Raw genomic sequence first — 18,161 nt, 5'->3', positions numbered from 1 at the left:
TTCTATTATTCTTTAATAATTTTCGCAGATTTCGCTTTTCCATCAGTTAAAATATAAACACCCTTAGGCAAAGAAGATATGTCCACATTTTGTGTTTTACCGGATTTCAAATTGATATTTTTAATTTTTTTACCTGAAATATCCATCAATAGTAACCATTCATTGGTAAGAGATTGTAAGCTGAATTCATTTTTTGCAGGATTGGGATAAATTAGCATTTCTCTATTTTTCATCAATTCCTTAGTAGAAAGTACATTATTCATCATTATTTTACGAATTCTATGATTACCTACATCCGCAATATATAAATTCCCCTGATTGTCAATAGTTATTCCATTTGGATTATAAAATTTTGCATTACCAGCAATCCCGTCTTCAAATCCTAATATGCTTCCTGATAATGTAGAAACCTGATTTCCTGAAATTTTACGAATTCTGTTGTTCATCGTATCAGTTATAAATAAATCAGCAGATTTATTTGAAACCAATTTAAGTGGATTATAAAACTTAGCATTAGCCAATGTTCCATCTGCAAATCCGTAGTTACTTCCCGAAATAGTAGAAACCTGACCTGACGATATTTTGCGTATTTTATTATTCCAATTATCTACTACATATAGATCCTGCCCCACTACTTCTATGTCTGTTGGATAATCAAACCTGCTTGATAATGCATTGCCATCTATATATCCAGCCACTCCATCACCTGCAATTGTTGTAACCTGGCCTCCTGTTATTCGTCTTATTCTGTTATTATTTTGATCGGCAACATATATAATTCCTTCTTTGTCGATTGCTATCCCAGCAGGATTTTTGAATTGCGCTGTTGCGTTGTCACCATCAGCAAAACCAGCAGTACCATTCCCGGCAAAAGTAGAAACATCTCCTGATGGACTTACTTTTCTGATTCTGTTATTATAAAAATCTGATACATAAATGTTCCCAAAAGCATCAACAATAAGATCATTAATACCATTAAATTTAACAATGTTTGGACTTCCGTCTGCAAAACCTTGCGTACCATCTCCAGCTAAAGTAGATACATTTCCTGATGGAGTTATTTTCCTAAGCCGGTAATTCCCCGTATCAGCAACATATACATTCCCCACATCGTCTACAGCAACACCGGCAGGACGGTTAAACATTGCTGAATTTACATTTCCGTCCGCATATCCTTCCGTCCCATTTCCCGCTAATGTAGAAACCGTGATTACTTGTGAAAAAATTTGAGAATGCAGTATAACTGAGACAATAACTGCGTAGATTTTTTTCATGTATTAGTTTTAAAAATTTGTGATAAAAATATAACAAATAACCTAAAAAAACATCACAGACAATAATATTTAAAAGATAATTGATATAAAGAAGCCCTTTCAGACTTGAAAGGGCTGTATCCGAGTTTTTATTTATCCTCCAATTTATGGATTTTCTTCGTTCCCTCATACATTTCATATTGTAAAAATCTCGTTTCCAGCTTTCCGTTGAAAAGTTTGATTTTTCTTGAAGGACGCAAACCGATTTTCTTCACTGCTTCCAGATCGGAAGAGATCAGCCAGGCCAGTGTATTCGGATAATGCGTTTTAAAGGTATCTCCGATTTTCTTGTAGAAATCATCATCATTGATGGAGATTCTCTCATCGTATGGTGGATTGAATACCATTAATAATGGGAAAAGTTCTTTTTTAGAATCAAAGAAATTCTGTTTTTTAATCTCAATAACATCTTCCATTTCTGCCGCTTCTACATTCATTCTTGCAGCGTTCAGCATTCTTGCATCAATATCGTACCCAACAATTTTTCCATCAAACTGTCTGACTCTGTTGATTCTGAATTCTTTAATTTTTGCAAACAATTCTGCATCATAATTATTCCAGTTCTGGAATCCGAATCTCTTTCTGAAAATCTGAGCCGGAAGATCCATAGCGATCATTGCCGCTTCAATCAATAATGTTCCTGAACCACACATCGGATCAAGGAAATTTCCTTTTCCGTCCCAACCTGCCAGCTGGAGCATTCCGCTTGCCAGTACTTCATTGATAGGAGCCTCGCCCTGTTCTCTTCTGTATCCCCTTTTAAACAAAGGATCTCCTGAAGAATCCATTGAGATCATCACCAATTCTCTGTCAATATGAAGGTGGAATTTAATATCCGGATTTCTCGTTTCTACATTCGGACGTCTTTTGAATTTTTCCTGGAAATAATCTACGATAGCATCCTTCATTTTTAAAGTAACAAACTGAGAATGTTTGAATGTTTCTGAATTCACCGTTGAATCGATAGAGAAAGACTGATCAACATCCATGAAATTCTCCCACTCAAACTTGAAAAGTCTGTCATAAAACTGATGCTGGTTAAAGGCCTTGAACTCATGAATCGGCACCAAAATTTTCAATGCTGTTCTCGCAGAATAATTGATTTTGTATAGGAAACCCAGATCTCCTTCACAGTTTACCGCTCTGTTTTTAATTTCGACATTTCTTCCACCCAATTTTTTGATTTCTTCTGCCAGAATCTGCTCCAATCCGAAGAATGTCTTTATCTGTATTTTAATATTTTCTGTATCCATAAGTAGTTGCTAAAAGATTTAAAGCTTTAATAATTAAAAGATTAGCCATCCAATTCCTTGTTCAATTGAATTTTTCAATCTCTTAATGTTGTAAAATACTTTGCTTTTAACCGCACAAATTTAGTTATTTTTGCATTATGGAATGGTTTGAATCTTGGTTTGATACCCCTTATTATCATTTGCTTTATAGCAACAGAGACTATACTGAAGCAGAAAACTTCATTACAAAGCTCACAGCGGACCTTCAGCTGCCGCCTCAGTCGAAAATCATAGATCTTGCCTGCGGAAAGGGAAGACACTCGGTTTTCCTTAACAAATTAGGGTATGATGTTTTGGGACTTGACCTTTCAAGACAAAGTATTGAATCCAACAAACAGTACGAAAATCAAACGCTTCTTTTTGAAGTTCATGATATGAGAAACCCTATTGATTCTGATCCTATGGATGCTGTATTCAATTTATTTACAAGTTTTGGGTATTTTGACAATGAAAGTGATGATAAAAAAGTATTCCAATCGGTTTACAATGCTTTAAAGCCAGGAGGATATTTTGTACTGGACTATCTGAACGAGGAATTTGTAAGAAGTACCTTAGTTCCTGAAACTACCATTACCCGCGGCGATATTGAATTCAGAATATTAAAGAAAATCGAGGGAAGACATGTCATCAAAGACATCCGTTTTGAAGCCGACGGTAAACCGTTTCATTTCTTTGAAAAAGTAAAACTTCATACTCTGGAAGCCATTCATGCGTATGCTTCTGAATGTGGATTTGAAAGAATAAAAATCTGGGGAGATTATCAGCTGAATGAATTTAAGAAAGAAAGTTCCCCGCGATGCATCAATTTATTTAAGAAAAAATAATGACAACAGTACTTTTACTGATTTTAAGTGTCGTAACAGGAGTATTTCTGGGAAAACACTTTGGTAAAAAAGAGAAACTGGCTAAAAATCTACTGATATTAAGTGCCGGTTTTTTGATTACAATCTGTCTTAATGAAGTGTTTCCGCAGGTATATACCTCTTCAGGGAGCAACAGTCTTGGGATATTTGTAATCGCAGGAGTTCTGCTTCAGATGATCCTGGAGGCTCTTACCAAAGGTTTTGAACACGGACACTTCCATCATCATAGTGAACATAATATTCTTCCCGTTGCTTTAATGGTAGGATTGTTTATCCATGCTTTTATTGAGGGGATTCCTTTAGCTAACGAACAGCACGAGATGTCGCCTTACCTTTGGGGAATTGTATTTCATAATCTTCCCATTTCATTTATTCTGGGAGCCTTTTTATTTAACAGAAAAGGAGAATCAAAAAGTTCTTCGTCCTATCCCTCTATTCTCATTGTAGCCTTATTTGCCCTGGCTTCTCCAATGGGAATGTTGTTAGGAAATTATTTCAACCCGGATCTTCAGCCTTATTTTCTGGCGATCGTAGGGGGAATTTTCCTTCATATTTCATCCGTAATCATTTTTGAAAGCAATAAAAATCACAATATCGATTGGGTAAAAATCGGACTGGTTGTTTTAGGAGTCTCACTTGCATTGATGATGCATCTTTTCCATCAACACCCCGTTACTCATTCTCATTAAGTATAAAAAAAGCTTCGGAATCAGACTGCCCCCAAAAAGATAGACACTTTTTAGGGGCATTTTTTATTTTAGCTTATTGAATTAGTATATGTTTCCCGAGGCCATTACCATTAATCTTTACTTATAATATTTTAGACAAATAAATTAAAATTTGCTTTTTTAAAAATATTTTACGTTAAAAAATAAATAGAAATTAAATATTTAAACTAAAATATGAAACAAAACACAGTAGTTAACATTTTTTAACACATACTTAATAACCATACATTGTTTTTTGTACTTTAGCCACATTACCATCACTTAAAAATGTATGAAAAGACAAAAGAACCTAACAACATCAGTATGCTTTTTTTTAATGACCGGTTTTATAACGGCCCAGACTACAAAGAAAACAGATTCTTTAGAAGAAAAAAAAATTGATGACATTGTAATTATCGGTTACAAAGCCCAGAAAAAATCCAGCCTTACAGCTGCTGTTTCTGTTATTTCCAACAAAAAACTTCAGGATTCCAACACCCCCAGTGTATCGGGACTTCTTCAGGGGAAAGCTGCAGGAGTTCAGATCTTACCTGGCGGAGGTTCTGCAGGTTCTGTAGCCACTGTAAAAATCAGGGGAACATCTACTATCAATGGTCCCAGCTCTGCCCTTTGGGTAGTAGATGGCGTAGTAATGCCCTATGCCCCCAATCTGGATCCCAGCCAGATTGAAAGTATCAATATTTTAAAAGATGCTGCTTCTACAGCCTTGTATGGTTCCAAAGCAGCCAATGGTATTGTACAGGTGTTTACCAAATCGGGAAATTCCGGAAAGGGAATATTAAGCGTTTCTCTTAATAATTCTTTTAATGTGTTTAATAACGGACGTTTCAAACTTATGAACGGAACGCAGCTGTATGACTATTTCACCTCATTAAAAGGAGCCCCTGAAATCCCTGCAACCCTTAGAAATGATGGTTACAACTGGCTGAAAGGCGGTACACAAACCGGAACTGTACAAAATTACACTATTGATTTCAGAGGTGGATCAGACCATTCCAAAACCTATATTTCAGGAAATTATTATAATGAAACAGGAACAATAAAGGGAGATGAATACAACAGGCTTTCATTCAGAATCAATCATGAACAGACCATAAAGCCGTGGCTGATCCTGAAACCCAAAGTGAGCTTATCATACACTACGGGAAAAGATACTCAGGCTTCACTTTCTCAAATGTATCTTAATATGCCATGGGATAATCCAAGGGACGCTAACGGAAACCTGATCCGGGTTGATGAGGATTACACAGATTGGTATGGCAGAGATAAAAGTAATTATCTGTATGATCTTCAATGGAACTATGGTAAAAGCAATCAGCTGGACCTCATAGGAAATCTGGATGCTGAAATCCGGTTTACCGATTATCTCAAATTCATCACGACCAACAATGTTACCTACAAAAATTATGATGATATGTACTATACCGATCCAAGATCAGTCAGCGGGACAAGTAATAAGGGTGAGCTAACAGAGAGATACCAAAAGGATATCAGCAAGTTTTTTAACCAGATGCTGAGATTTGATAAAGATTTTGGAAACCATAACATCAATGCATTAGCTGCTTATGAATATACCGATAGATTCTATAAGGCATCACAAGCAGGTGTTTACGGTGTAGTACCTGATACAGATATTTTTAATACCGGAGCAACCACAGGCCAAAAACCATCGGGAACCAAATCAGACAGAGCTTATAATGCTTTTATGTTCAATGCTGAATATATCTTTAATCAAAAATATTTTGTACAGGGGTCTTTAAGGAGCGAATCATCTTCTGCATTCGGTGCCAACAAAAGAAATGGCCTATTCTATGCCTATAGTGCAGGATGGAACATTCATAAAGAAAGCTTTTTCAAGGTAAAACCTGTTAATGAATGGAAATTACGAGCAAGCAGAGGACTTGTGGGAAATACGCCCAGCCCTAATTACGGATGGCAGGACTTATATTCACTGACACAAAAATACAACGGTCAGATAGGGGCAACATGGTACCAGCTTGGAAACCCTGCGCTAACCTGGGAGTCTATCTACCAAAATAATATTGGTACGGATATCAGGGCATTTAACAACAGACTTACTTTAAATATTGATTACTTTAATAACAAAACGAAAGACTTGCTTATGCTTGTTCCACTGCCATCATTGACAGGGGTTGACAGACAATACCTTAATATTGGCGATGTCAGAAACAAAGGCTGGGAATTCAACGTAAATTATTCTATTATCCGTTCAAAAGAGATCAGCTGGGAGCTTGGATTCAATATCAGCACTTATAAAAACAGTGTACTTTCCACCCGAAATAATGGCACACAAATATTGGATAATTATCACGTTGCAATACCAGGATATGACGTTAACTCTTTCTATATGAGAAAGTGGCTGGGCGTAAATCCGGACAATGGTGAAGGACAATGGGAAGTAATCAACCCGGATGGAAGCAGAAGTGCAACCTCAAAATACAATCTGGCTACCGTACAGGTGACAGGCGCGACAACACCGGATTATTATGGCTCTGTTAGTACCAATCTGAATGTCAAAAACTTCTATCTTGCTGCAAATCTTTATTTCTCGCAAGGTGGGCAAGTGTATAATACGTACAGAGAATTATATGATTCAGACGGCGCCTATCCTTATTACAACCAGATGGTTTTAGAAAATGGTTGGACGAGATGGGAAAAGCCTGGAGATATCGCCACCCATCCGGCTGCTGTGTACAACAATAATTCATTAACAAATAAGACATCATCACGTTATCTTGAGGATGCCAGCTTTGTCAAGTTAAGATCCCTGAGAATAGGATATAATTTACCTGCATCTTTAACAGAAAAGATGAAAATAAAATCGGCGAATATTTACATTATGGGTGAGAATTTATTTACCATCACCAAATTCTCCGGCGTGGACCCGGAAATTGGTAATGCAGACACCCAAAACGTCTATTCAGGTAATGCAGGAGCTATCTACCCTATTCCGAGAAGATTTTCTTTAGGTTTAAACTTTTCTTTTTAAAAAAATAATTATGAAAAAAATACTTATTCCCATTCTTATACTATCATTAACGGCATGCAACATAGACCGTTCACCATATGATTCAAAGGAATCTGATGTTATTCTTACGGACGCAACAGGACTGAAGACCATAACCTTAGGAAATTACGCATTGCTCAAAGGAGATGCTGAAGGGGGCGGTTTTTACAACAACCTGTACAGGATCAGCGAGTACGGTGGTGATAATATCGACATCAGCGGGACTACCAGCGATTCTTTCTTTTATTACTACAATTATAAAAGCATTAAAAACAATTACCGCACTAATATCATCTGGAACTCCGGATATAAGGCCATTATTGGGTGCAACAGAGTGATATCAAAGGTTACCGAAGGGAAAGACACAGAAACAGACCAGCTGATAGGTGAAAATTATTTCCTGAGAGCTTATGTATACTTTTCTATGGTCAATGTATTCGGAAGACCGTATAATCAAGGGACGGGCAATTCTGGAATACCTCTAAAATTATCTGATGACGTCAATGATTTGCCTGCAAGAGCTACTGTAGGAGAAATATACAATCAGGTGGTAAGCGATCTTCTGAAAGCAGAAAAACTAATGACACTGGATAAAACTAACATATATGCATCCAAAGAAGCAGCACAGGCTTTACTTTCCAGAGTCTATCTTTACATGGAAAACAATGATAAAGCGATAGAATATGCGGATAAAGTCATCAACTCCGGAAAACATACACTCTTATCCAAAGCAGAACTGCCTGCTTATGCTACTAAAACTCCAGAAAACAATACAGAAACCATTTTTGCATTTAAATATAATAAAGATGGAGACTATAGTGATGGCTGGTATACTGTAGGTTCTATGTATGCCACCATACAGAATGTAGGCTGGGGTGAAATGTACGCTTCATCTTCTTACCTGGATCTTATCAATCAGAATCCTCAGGATGCAAGGCTGAAGTTTATTTCTCCGAAATACAGCAGCCCGGCAGTTCCCGTAGCGTATTGGGTACAAAAAGGAACCAGCTCATCCGGTACTGCAACCTACAGTTATCAATTCCAGAAGACCTTCCAGCAGAATGGAAATACTTACTTTACTATGAATAACATCAATTACCAGGTACAATCTGAGGCAGCACCTAATAAAACAAACTATTATTTTGTTAATGCCACCGGTGGGAAAACTTATGTTTACCTTGATAATGATATGGATAAAAGAAATGGGTATCCTAAATTTTATGTTTTAAAATGCTCATTACAGGAAGGAGTTCCTCAGTTATGGTCGCCGGTTATTGTACGACTGGCAGAAATATATCTTAACAGAGCAGAAGCCTATGCAAAAAAAGGAAATACTGCTTCAGCACTCACAGATGTAAATATCATCCGAACAAGAGCGGGAATACCTGTATACAATTCAACTCCTGCAGGACAGACTGCACTGGATGTCGTTCTACAGGAAAGAAGGCTGGAAATGGCTTTTGAAGGGCATAGAAGATATGATATCTTCAGGAACAAACTTGATCTCGACAGACAATATCCCGGCACCCATTTAAGTGGAAATAATGTCTTTTATACGGTAACTTATACGCATAACAGGGTAGTAGAATATATTCCTGAACAGCAGATCCAGATTCAGCCGAATCTGGTGCAGAATCCTGATTAAAAATTGACATGTATACTTTTATTGTATAAAGGCACGAAACAAAATCGGCAAAAAAAGAGGCTGTCCTGAAAGTTTGGACAGCCTCTTTGTATATTTTGATATTTTTTAAAGCATCAGATTAGAATTTCCATCCTAAAGTAAGGAAGAAATTATTTCTGTTGTTTTTCACATTACTTACAGCATAATCCGGACTTTCAAAAATTTTACTCGAAGAATAATATGATGAATCAAAATTATCACCCATATATCCTCTCATAAAAGGATTTGCATATTTGGAAGAAATATTCTGATAAGATGCATCAATATAGAATGATTTGAAATCATATCCAATACCGAAAGAAAGTGTATTTCTGTCACTTAACATAAGATTGTTGTAAGACTCATCACCCACAGTGCCTGCATCATTAAATCTGCTGATTGTAAGTGCATCAAAAGGACTTGACTGGTATGAGTATCCTCCTCTCAGTCTGAACTGCTGTACTCTGTACTCAGCTCCCACTCTTACTTCTGAAAGATTCTTGTAGTTATCTTTGAAGAAATCATTCAATTCTCTTTCTGCACCTCCGTAGACCTTATAATCAGGCTTTGTAAGTCCCAGAGTATAGTCAACGTTCAATGAGAAGTTTTTACTCGCTACAAAGGCAGCACTCACTGTTGCTTTAAGCGGTGAAGTGAACTTTCTGTTTTCAGCTCCCATATCATCTCCGTAAACAGGATCATTATAGAAATAATAATTTCTGTCTATCGTCCAGAATGTAGGCGTTTCAAGAGATGCTCCCACTCTGAAATTAGGACTTAGCTTTCCAATTACCCCTAATGAAGCAGAAAAACCTGATGATCTCTCTGAATATGGAGTATCCTGCTTACTGAATGCTTCTGTAGAACCATTAGCAATATTTCGGTACAATAAAGTATCATACTGATCCAATGAAGCATTGAAAAAGTTGAAACCTGCTCCTAAATATAAATTATGATTATAGTTGGCACCTACTCCGAAACTCATCTTTGACAAGTTACCGTATCTCTCATACATATGTCCTGCCAACGCCGCATCCTTGGTAATATCATCCTTATCAAAAGCATAAACAACATTATTATTTCCTGGTGACTGGATTACATTGTCCAAAGTCTGGTTAGAAAAATTAATACCAATATTGATAAACTTCCATCCGGTTTCTGTCATCAAAGGAAAAGCAATTATTCCTCCTGCATTTCCAAGATCTCCTTTGGTTTTGCTATAATCTATTGTAGATCCTCCTAAAGAACTTTTATTTTTATTTCCTAAAACAGATAAAGTTCCTGAAACCTCTCCTGAAATAGCAACTCCCAAACCTGCCGGGTTCGTAAGCAAAGAGTTTGCATCACCACCCAGCGCACCATTAGCTCCAGCCATCGCATTAAACTTGGCTGATCCCACCATAGGAGTAGTTGAATAAACCTCTACCGTATTTCTTATGACAGAAACATCCTGAGCCTGTGCATAAAATGCAGCAGAAATGCTCATTAATACTAAAGATTTTTTTAACATTATTTTTTAATAGTTTATTAATTTGAAAAATTATCTGAAGCCTCCTCTTCCGCCGCCGCCGGATCTCATTCCGCCACCGCCTCCTGAAGAGCCACCTCTGAAGCCGCCTCCACCGGAGTTAAAACCACCACTGGATCTGAAACCTCCTGAGTCATTAGATCTGAAGCCTCCGTTATTGTTGTTATATCTTGGTTGTGGTTGCTGATAATTATAATTGGGTCTTGTTTGTGATGAAGAATTACGGAATCCACCATTAGATTGTGTATTTCTGAAACCTCCTGAATTACCGTTTCTGAAGCCTCCTGAATTGCTATCTCTGAATCCGCCGTTGCTGTTTCTGAAACCACCATTGGAATTAGAATCTCTGAAACCACCGTTATTATTAGTGTTTCTGAAGCCTCCATTAGTATTTCTGAAACCTGAATTAGCAGTATTCGTTCTGTACACTGCGTTGGCTACCCCTGTATTCTGGAATCCACCTCCACTGATACCGCTTCTTCTGGAAACAGGTCTGTTGTAGTAACCACCACCCCAGTAACCTCCTCCGTATCCCCAATATGGGTTTCCGTAGTATCCGCCCCAGAATGGATCATAGTATCCTCCATAGCCGTATCCCCAGTATGGACTACCCCATCCGTAAGAGCCTCCCCAGCCCCAGCCGAATGATCCGCCCCAACCCCATGACATACTTGCACCCCAGCCCCAGCCACGGTTCATACCCCAACCCCAATACGGGCTGTAACCACCATACCATCCCCACGGAGATCCCCATCCCCATGAGTTATCATAGTAGTTCGTCTGAGAACCTGCATAAAGTCCCCAATCCGAGTCTGTAGCATTAGAGTTCCAGTTGGTATTGGTACCACTCCAGTCATTATATCTGTTTTGCTGCTCTCTGGAATTCGTCTGTGCATTCTGAATCACATTGGAATCCTGATAGTAGTCATAATATTCTCCTACTCTGTTTCCGCTATCATTAATGATAACTCCTTCAGGTAGCGTATCCTTATTGGGGTCGTAATACACCCCATCCGTCTCGCTATACCCTCCCATCTGAGCACCACAAGACACAAGTAATAATCCGCCTGATATAGCCAATATCCCTTTGGATCTTAGCAGACCAAGCAAATTTTTATGTATATTTCTTTTCATGATAACGTAAAAATTTTTAATTTAAATTATATTTGCAATCTGTACCAAAAATGTACCAAAATACTGGTAAAAAAATCTATCAAAAATAGATTTTTATTTTTAGATAACAATAATGTACAAAAGTTAAAAAAATTTTAAAAAATAATGGCAAAATTAACCTCAAGAAGCGAAGATTACAGCAAATGGTATAATGAGCTGGTTGTAAAAGCTGATTTAGCTGAAAACTCAGGCGTGCGTGGATGTATGGTGATCAAACCGTATGGCTATGCAATCTGGGAAAAAATGCGTGATGAAATGGATAAAAAATTCAAAGAAACAGGTCACGTTAACGCATACTTCCCGCTTTTTGTGCCCAAGAGCTTGTTTGAGGCTGAGGAAAAAAATGCAGAAGGTTTTGCAAAAGAATGTGCTGTTGTTACCCACTACAGATTAAAAACCGATCCTGACAATCCATCCAAACTGATTGTCGATCCGGATGCAAAACTTGAAGAAGAACTTATTGTTCGTCCTACTTCAGAAGCAATTATCTGGAATACCTATAAAAACTGGATTCAGTCTTACAGAGACCTACCGATATTAATCAACCAGTGGGCGAATGTTGTTCGTTGGGAAATGAGAACACGTCTTTTCCTTAGAACTGCCGAGTTCTTATGGCAGGAAGGGCACACTGCTCACGCTACAAAAGATGAAGCAATTGAAGAAGCTGAAAAAATGAATAAAGTATATGCAGATTTTGCAGAAAACTTTATGGCAATTCCGGTTATCCAAGGGTTGAAAACACCTTCTGAAAGATTTGCAGGAGCTGATGAAACCTATTGTATTGAAGCATTAATGCAGGACGGAAAAGCTTTACAGGCCGGAACATCTCACTTCTTAGGTCAGAATTTCGCCAAGGCATTTGATGTAAAATTCACCAACAAAGAAGGAAAAATAGAACACGCATGGGCTACTTCATGGGGTACTTCTACCCGTCTGATGGGCGCTTTAATTATGACGCACTCTGATGATTTCGGATTGGTATTGCCTCCTACGCTTGCTCCAATTCAGGTGGTGATTGTTCCTATCTTTAAAGGAGAAGAACAGCTGGAACAAATCAGTGAAGTTGCTTTAGATATTCAGGCTAAACTGAGAGCAAAAGGAATTTCTGTGAAATTTGACAATGATACTCAGAACAAACCAGGATGGAAATTTGCAGAATATGAATTGAAAGGAGTTCCTGTAAGAATCGCAATGGGACCTAGAGATCTTGAAAATAAATCTGTGGAAATTGCAAGAAGAGATAACCTGACTAAGGAAGTTCGTTCTATTGAAGGACTTGATTCTTATATCGAGGATCTATTGAAAACGATCCAACAGGATATTTATAACAAAGCATTTGAATTCAGAAAAAATAATATCACGAAAGTGGATACTTATGAAGAATTCAAAAAAGTGCTGGAAGAGAAAGGTGGATTCATCTATGCTCACTGGGATGGCACAGCTGAAGAAGAGGAGCAAATCAAGGATGAAACAAAGGCAACCATCAGATGTATTCCTTTGGATAATGACATAGAAGAAGGAATTTCACTAATATCAGGAAAACCATCTAAGAGACGTGTGTTATTTGCAAAAGCTTATTAAAATTTTTAATGATTTAGAAAAAAATCGTTAATTTTCAAAGAAATATTCAAAAAAAAGTGACATTTGGACGGATTTTTGTTTAAATTTATCTCAACATTAATCAAAAAAATTTATTATTATGTCTTTAAATGTCATTGATTTAATTAAAGGACAATTAGGTCCCGCTTTGGTTTCACAGGCTGCATCGCAGTTTGGAGAAAGTGAATCCGGTATTTCTAAAGCAATTGGCGGATTATTACCTGCTGTAGTAGGTGGATTGGCCAATAATGCAGATAAGCCTGGCGTTGTGGATGCTATTACACAAGCCTCTTCAAGTGGAATTTTAGGAAATTTATTAGGTGGTTCGTCCAGCAATCCTATCATTTCAAACTTGTTGTCTTCTATTTTTGGAGATAAAGTAAGTGCATTAGTGAATTCCATTGCCAGTTTTTCAGGAGTCAGCAATACCTCTGCAGGTTCTTTGTTAAACCTGGTGACTGGGGCTACAGTAGGCACTATTGGGAAATATGCAGCAGACAATAATTTGGGTGCTTCAGGTATTTCCAGCTTACTGCATGATCAGAAAGGCGTTATTTCTTCTTTATTGCCGGCAGGTCTTTCTTTGGCTTCCTTTGGATTAGGAGCTGAAAATTGGTTTGGCCAGGCAAAAGAAACAGTTTCTTCTGTAACTTCTACTGCTAAAGATAACATCGCTGAAGGCGTTGCTACAGCAAGAGAAAATGTTTCAGAAGGAGCCAGAGAAGTAAGAGAAAGATTTGAAAATAATAACAATAATAATCAAGGCGGAGGCTCAATCTGGAAATGGTTGCTTCCGCTTTTATTATTAATAGCAGCTGCTTATTTCTTATGGAAACAGTGTGAGAAAAAACAGACTACTACAACCACTACCACAACATCTGATTCCGCAGCAACCAGTTCAACTACAGATACTGCTGCTACGACAGGAACCGCAACCCCTGCTCCTGCAACAGCTAAAACCGATGAAGATATTGATCTTAACGGGGTGATGCTAAAAGGTTACAAAGGAGGAATGGAAGATCAGATGATTACATTCCTGAAATCCGGATCGTATAAAAATGCCGCTGATGATGCAGCATTGAAAGATAAGTGGTACGATTTCGATCATGTCAATTTCAAAATGGGAAGTTCTACTGAACTTGAAGCAGGTTCACAGGGGCAATTGGATAACTTAGTGGCTATCCTTAAGGCTTTCCCTGATGCAAAAATCAAAATCGGAGGCTACACTGATAAAACAGGAAATGAGGCTAACAATGTAAAATTGTCAAAAGCAAGAGCTGAATTTATCAAAGCTGCTTTAGTAAAAGCTGGTGTTGGTGCTCAGGTTCTGGAAGCTGAAGGCTACGGAAGTAAATTTGCGAAAGTAGATGCAAAAGCTTCTGATGCTGAAAGAGCTGCAGATAGAAAAATGGCTGTAAGATTTGCGAAATAATCTTTAGAGTCAATAAAAATTAGGTCCCGGGAAGGCAATTTCCGGGATTTTTTTATGCCATGATTTTTCTGTTTACATTTATTTAATTAAATTTGTTAGTCATTTCTAACATTTATGAATTTCAATATAAAAAGCGCCTGGCGAAAAGATAAAACAAACCATTCCTTATCAGAGGTTTATTCATCAATCAAAGTCCCTAAAAATGCAACATTCTGGAGAAAGTATCTTGCATTTGCAGGACCAGGGCTGATGATTGCAGTAGGTTATATGGATCCCGGAAACTGGGCAACTGATATTGCGGGAGGAGCTCAGTTTGGCTATACTCTCCTTTCAGTTATCCTTATTTCCAATATTTTTGCAATGGTTTTACAGCACTTATCTGTGAAACTGGGAGTTGTGGCCGAAAGAGACCTTGCTCAGGCATGCAGAGACCACTTCAGTCCTACCACTAATTTTATTCTCTGGGTATTCTGTGAAATAGCCATTGCTGCCTGTGACCTCGCTGAAGTCATCGGTTCAGCTATTGCATTAAATCTGTTATTCCATATCCCGCTGACCTGGGGAATTGTCATTACAACAGTAGATGTTTTAATCATTCTTTTGCTTCAGTCCAAAGGATTCCGATGGATTGAGAGTATTGTAGGAGGACTTATTTTCATTATTCTGGCATGTTTCGTATATGAAATTGTCATTTCGCAACCTGCTTTCAATGAAATTCTGGGAGGCTTGGTTCCACAAAAGGAAATCATTCAGAATCCTGCCATGCTTTATATTGCAATCGGAATTTTGGGAGCTACCGTAATGCCACACAATCTGTATCTGCACAGCAGTATTGTACAGACCAGGGATTACACCCGTGATAAAGAAGGAAAAAAAGAAGCCATCAAGTTTGCCACCATAGACAGTACCATTTCATTGATGCTGGCTTTCTTCATCAATGCTGCAATCCTTATTCTGGCTGCTGCTACATTCCATACTACAGGAAATGAACATGTAGCAGACATTCATGATGCTTATAAAATGTTGACCCCAATTTTAGGCGCTTCTATGGCAAGTATTGCGTTTGCTATCGCTTTATTGGCTTCCGGACAAAATTCTACATTAACAGGAACTCTTGCCGGACAGATCGTAATGGAAGGCTTTCTGAATATCAGATTAAAACCATGGCTGAGAAGATTAATTACCAGACTTATTGCTGTAATTCCTGCACTTATTGTAGCTATTCTTTACGGAGAACAGGGAACAACCGAACTATTGGTTTTAAGCCAGGTTATTTTATCAATGCAGCTTAGTTTTGCCGTTGTCCCTCTGGTAATGTTTACCAATGACAAAGCTAAAATGGGTGAATTTGCCAATAAACCATTCCTGAAAGTCTGTGTATGGATTATTTCGATCATCATCATTGTTTTAAATCTATACCTGCTGTACCAGACGTTTACAGGAGAATAAAAAAATACAACTATAGTTTTCAGATTGACTATTGGGCATTATTAAAGTGAATGGTCAATAGTCAATTTTTGCTTCGTAAAGTCAATTTTTTGAAGCTACACTCATGTTCATAATTCACATGCGAAGCGCATTGACGTATTCACGATTCACCGTTACTTCTTTTTCTGCCTTAATGTCCAGATTTTGGATTTGGCAGACTCTTTGTCAAACAATCAGTAAATAAATATTGAATTATGGAAAACCAGGATATTAACGAAGAAAGCATCAATAATCAGGAAGAAAACAATGTTCAGAATGACGCAACATCTCAGGACAATGTGACAGCTACACCTTCTCCGGAGGAACTTTTGGCAGAAGAAAAAGACCGTTACATCAGATTGTATGCTGAATTCGAAAATTATAAAAAAAGAACAAGCAAGGAAAAGATAGAATTCTTCCAGTATGCTAACCAGGAAATGATGGTTTCAATGTTAGGCGTTTTGGATGATTTTGAAAGAGCTTTAAAAGAAATCGCTAAAAACGGAAATCCAGCAGACCTGCAGGGTGTAGAGCTTATCTATCAGAAATTCAAGAATAAACTTACCGAAAAAGGACTAAAAACAATGGAAGTAAAGGCTGGTGACAGCTTTAATGTTGATTTCCATGAAGCGATTACTCAGATTCCTGCTCCATCGGAAGAATTGAAAGGAAAAATCGTAGACGTTATTGAAACAGGATATACTTTAAATGATAAAGTGATCCGTTTTGCAAAAGTAGTAACAGGAAATTAAAATTCATAAATGATAAATGGTGAGTGATAATTGATGAATGTTTCACTTATTAGCTTTACAATATCTTTTATCATTTATCAACAATCAATTATAAAATTGTCATGTCAAAAAGAGATTATTACGAGGTTCTTGAGATCAGCAAATCTGCATCTGCCGACGAAATAAAAAAAGCATACCGTAAAATGGCCATCAAATTTCACCCGGATAAAAATCCAGGGGATAAAGAGGCTGAAGAAAAGTTTAAAGAAGCAGCTGAAGCTTATGAAGTTCTGAGCGACGATCAGAAACGTGCCAGATATGACCAGTTTGGTCATGCCGGAGTAGGTGGAAATGGTGGTTTTGGAGGCGGAGGCTTCGGAGGCGGAATGAACATGGAAGATATTTTCAGCCAGTTTGGAGATATTTTCGGTGGCGGTTTCGGAGGATTCGGTGGTGGCGGTGGAGGCCGTCAGCAGGTGAAAGGTTCTAATTTAAGAATCAGAATCAAGCTGAACCTTGAGGAAATGGTAAATGGTACTCAGAAAACCATCAAAGTAAAGAAAATGAAGATGGCGGAAGGTGCCACTTCAAAAACATGTCCTACCTGTAACGGTTCTGGTGTTCAGTTAAAAGTAATGAATACCATGTTCGGTCAAATGCAGACGCAAACTACCTGCGGTACCTGTCAGGGAATAGGAAAAGTTGCTGACAAAATTCCTGCAGGAGCTAACGCACAAGGTCTTATTAAAGATGAAGAGGAAATCACGATCAACATTCCGGCAGGAGCAAGAGACGGTATCCAGCTTAATGTAAGAGGAAAAGGAAATGATGCCCCATTTGGAGGTGTTCCGGGAGATTTATTGGTGATCATTGAAGAGGAAATAGATCAGGTAATCAAGAGAGAAGGAGATAATCTTCACCAGGAGTTATATGTTTCGTTTGCTGAAGCTGCTTTAGGAACGAAAAAAGAAATTCCTACCGTTGGCGGAAAAGTAAAAATTACCGTTGATCCGGGAACTCAATCCGGAAAGATCTTGAGATTGGCTGGAAAAGGGCTTCCAAGCATCGACAGTTATGGTAAAGGAGACATGTTTATTCACATCAATGTATGGACTCCACAAAAGCTTACGAAGGATCAGAAAGACTTCTTTGAAAAGCAAATGTCCAGCGGAGAAATGGTTGCAGAACCCTCCGGAAAGGAAAAAACTTTTTTTGATAAAGTAAAAGATTTATTCAATTAATATAAAAAAAGAGACTTTTTACAAGTCTCTTTTTTTGTTTAAAGTTCAAAGTTTTAAATTCAAGGTTTAAATCTTAAACCTGATCATAAAAAATCCTGCACTC

Annotated in this window: 13 protein-coding genes; 9 read left to right on the top strand and 4 right to left on the bottom strand. The window is 37.8% G+C overall.

Annotated features, from left to right (window positions below):
• Nucleotides 1–5: 5 nt before the first annotated feature.
• Together FB551_RS01410 and FB551_RS01405 are read right to left on the bottom strand one after the other, a co-directional pair.
• Nucleotides 6–1,274: an NHL domain-containing protein gene (locus FB551_RS01410; protein WP_142014284.1), complete on the bottom strand. Its 1,269-nt coding sequence runs from the start codon at nt 1,272–1,274 to the stop codon at nt 6–8.
• A gap of 128 nt (nt 1,275–1,402) precedes the next feature.
• The gene (locus FB551_RS01405) at nt 1,403–2,566 is read right to left on the bottom strand and encodes a THUMP domain-containing class I SAM-dependent RNA methyltransferase (RefSeq protein ID WP_142014281.1); all 1,164 of its coding nucleotides are present in this window, start codon (nt 2,564–2,566) and stop codon (nt 1,403–1,405) included.
• A 137-nt stretch (nt 2,567–2,703) separates the two neighbouring features.
• Between FB551_RS01405 and FB551_RS01400 the strand changes: the two genes are divergently transcribed.
• The 4 genes from FB551_RS01400 to FB551_RS01385 all read left to right on the top strand — a co-directional run bounded on the left by FB551_RS01400 (nt 2,704) and on the right by FB551_RS01385 (nt 8,869).
• Nucleotides 2,704–3,429 carry a class I SAM-dependent DNA methyltransferase gene (locus tag FB551_RS01400; protein WP_142014278.1) on the top strand — a complete coding sequence of 242 codons (726 nt, stop codon included), beginning with the start codon at nt 2,704–2,706 and terminating at the stop codon, nt 3,427–3,429.
• On the top strand, nt 3,429–4,157 hold the full coding sequence (locus FB551_RS01395) for a ZIP family metal transporter (protein ID WP_142014275.1): 729 nt from the start codon (nt 3,429–3,431) through the stop codon (nt 4,155–4,157). The genes FB551_RS01400 and FB551_RS01395 overlap by 1 nt, the downstream gene beginning before the upstream one ends.
• Before the next feature lie 310 nt (nt 4,158–4,467).
• On the top strand, nt 4,468–7,206 hold the full coding sequence (locus FB551_RS01390) for a SusC/RagA family TonB-linked outer membrane protein (RefSeq protein ID WP_142014272.1): 2,739 nt from the start codon (nt 4,468–4,470) through the stop codon (nt 7,204–7,206).
• A 10-nt stretch (nt 7,207–7,216) separates the two neighbouring features.
• Nucleotides 7,217–8,869 carry a RagB/SusD family nutrient uptake outer membrane protein gene (locus tag FB551_RS01385; RefSeq protein ID WP_142014269.1) on the top strand — a complete coding sequence of 551 codons (1,653 nt, stop codon included), beginning with the start codon at nt 7,217–7,219 and terminating at the stop codon, nt 8,867–8,869.
• A 118-nt stretch (nt 8,870–8,987) separates the two neighbouring features.
• On the opposite strand, the gene FB551_RS01380 is transcribed toward FB551_RS01385, so the two are convergent.
• Nucleotides 8,988–10,373, bottom strand: coding sequence for an OmpP1/FadL family transporter (locus tag FB551_RS01380; RefSeq protein ID WP_226798593.1), 1,386 nt, complete (start codon nt 10,371–10,373; stop codon nt 8,988–8,990).
• A 54-nt stretch (nt 10,374–10,427) separates the two neighbouring features.
• Nucleotides 10,428–11,549 (bottom strand): hypothetical protein, encoded by a 1,122-nt coding sequence (locus tag FB551_RS23145; RefSeq protein WP_047432495.1) that lies wholly within the window; start codon nt 11,547–11,549, stop codon nt 10,428–10,430.
• A 144-nt stretch (nt 11,550–11,693) separates the two neighbouring features.
• Here FB551_RS23145 and proS point away from each other — a divergent pair, with 144 nt between their 5' ends.
• The 5 genes from proS (at nt 11,694) to dnaJ (ending at nt 18,058) form a co-directional block, all read left to right on the top strand.
• Nucleotides 11,694–13,169 carry a proline--tRNA ligase gene (gene proS / locus FB551_RS01370; RefSeq protein ID WP_047432497.1) on the top strand — a complete coding sequence of 492 codons (1,476 nt, stop codon included), beginning with the start codon at nt 11,694–11,696 and terminating at the stop codon, nt 13,167–13,169.
• A 118-nt stretch (nt 13,170–13,287) separates the two neighbouring features.
• Nucleotides 13,288–14,619: an OmpA family protein gene (locus FB551_RS01365; RefSeq protein ID WP_047432500.1), complete on the top strand. Its 1,332-nt coding sequence runs from the start codon at nt 13,288–13,290 to the stop codon at nt 14,617–14,619.
• A 114-nt stretch (nt 14,620–14,733) separates the two neighbouring features.
• Nucleotides 14,734–16,068: an Nramp family divalent metal transporter gene (locus FB551_RS01360; protein ID WP_142014262.1), complete on the top strand. Its 1,335-nt coding sequence runs from the start codon at nt 14,734–14,736 to the stop codon at nt 16,066–16,068.
• A 230-nt stretch (nt 16,069–16,298) separates the two neighbouring features.
• The gene (locus FB551_RS01355) at nt 16,299–16,838 is read left to right on the top strand and encodes a nucleotide exchange factor GrpE (protein WP_374709947.1); all 540 of its coding nucleotides are present in this window, start codon (nt 16,299–16,301) and stop codon (nt 16,836–16,838) included.
• A gap of 101 nt (nt 16,839–16,939) precedes the next feature.
• Nucleotides 16,940–18,058 (top strand): molecular chaperone DnaJ, encoded by a 1,119-nt coding sequence (gene dnaJ / locus FB551_RS01350; protein WP_047432509.1) that lies wholly within the window; start codon nt 16,940–16,942, stop codon nt 18,056–18,058.
• Nucleotides 18,059–18,161 lie beyond the last annotated feature (103 nt).

It is taken from the genome of Chryseobacterium aquifrigidense, assembly GCF_006716485.1.
Taxonomy (GTDB): domain Bacteria; phylum Bacteroidota; class Bacteroidia; order Flavobacteriales; family Weeksellaceae; genus Chryseobacterium; species Chryseobacterium vietnamense.
The sequence above is the reverse complement of the archived record's forward strand: the minus strand, read 5'-3'. Positions and strand labels throughout refer to the sequence as shown.

Bases quoted from the DNA above. Each gene is read 5' to 3' on its own strand.
- FB551_RS01380 (WP_226798593.1), bottom strand. From the start codon at position 10,373: ATGAGCATTTCTGCTGCATTTTATGCACAGGCTCAGGATGTTTCTGTC.
- FB551_RS01365 (WP_047432500.1), top strand. From the start codon at position 13,288: ATGTCTTTAAATGTCATTGATTTAATTAAAGGACAATTAGGTCCCGCT.
- FB551_RS01405 (WP_142014281.1), bottom strand. From the start codon at position 2,566: ATGGATACAGAAAATATTAAAATACAGATAAAGACATTCTTCGGATTG.
- FB551_RS01390 (WP_142014272.1), top strand. From the start codon at position 4,468: ATGAAAAGACAAAAGAACCTAACAACATCAGTATGCTTTTTTTTAATG.
- FB551_RS01360 (WP_142014262.1), top strand. From the start codon at position 14,734: ATGAATTTCAATATAAAAAGCGCCTGGCGAAAAGATAAAACAAACCAT.
- FB551_RS01385 (WP_142014269.1), top strand. From the start codon at position 7,217: ATGAAAAAAATACTTATTCCCATTCTTATACTATCATTAACGGCATGC.
- FB551_RS23145 (WP_047432495.1), bottom strand. From the start codon at position 11,549: ATGAAAAGAAATATACATAAAAATTTGCTTGGTCTGCTAAGATCCAAA.
- FB551_RS01395 (WP_142014275.1), top strand. From the start codon at position 3,429: ATGACAACAGTACTTTTACTGATTTTAAGTGTCGTAACAGGAGTATTT.
- dnaJ (WP_047432509.1), top strand. From the start codon at position 16,940: ATGTCAAAAAGAGATTATTACGAGGTTCTTGAGATCAGCAAATCTGCA.
- FB551_RS01410 (WP_142014284.1), bottom strand. From the start codon at position 1,274: ATGAAAAAAATCTACGCAGTTATTGTCTCAGTTATACTGCATTCTCAA.
- FB551_RS01400 (WP_142014278.1), top strand. From the start codon at position 2,704: ATGGAATGGTTTGAATCTTGGTTTGATACCCCTTATTATCATTTGCTT.
- proS (WP_047432497.1), top strand. From the start codon at position 11,694: ATGGCAAAATTAACCTCAAGAAGCGAAGATTACAGCAAATGGTATAAT.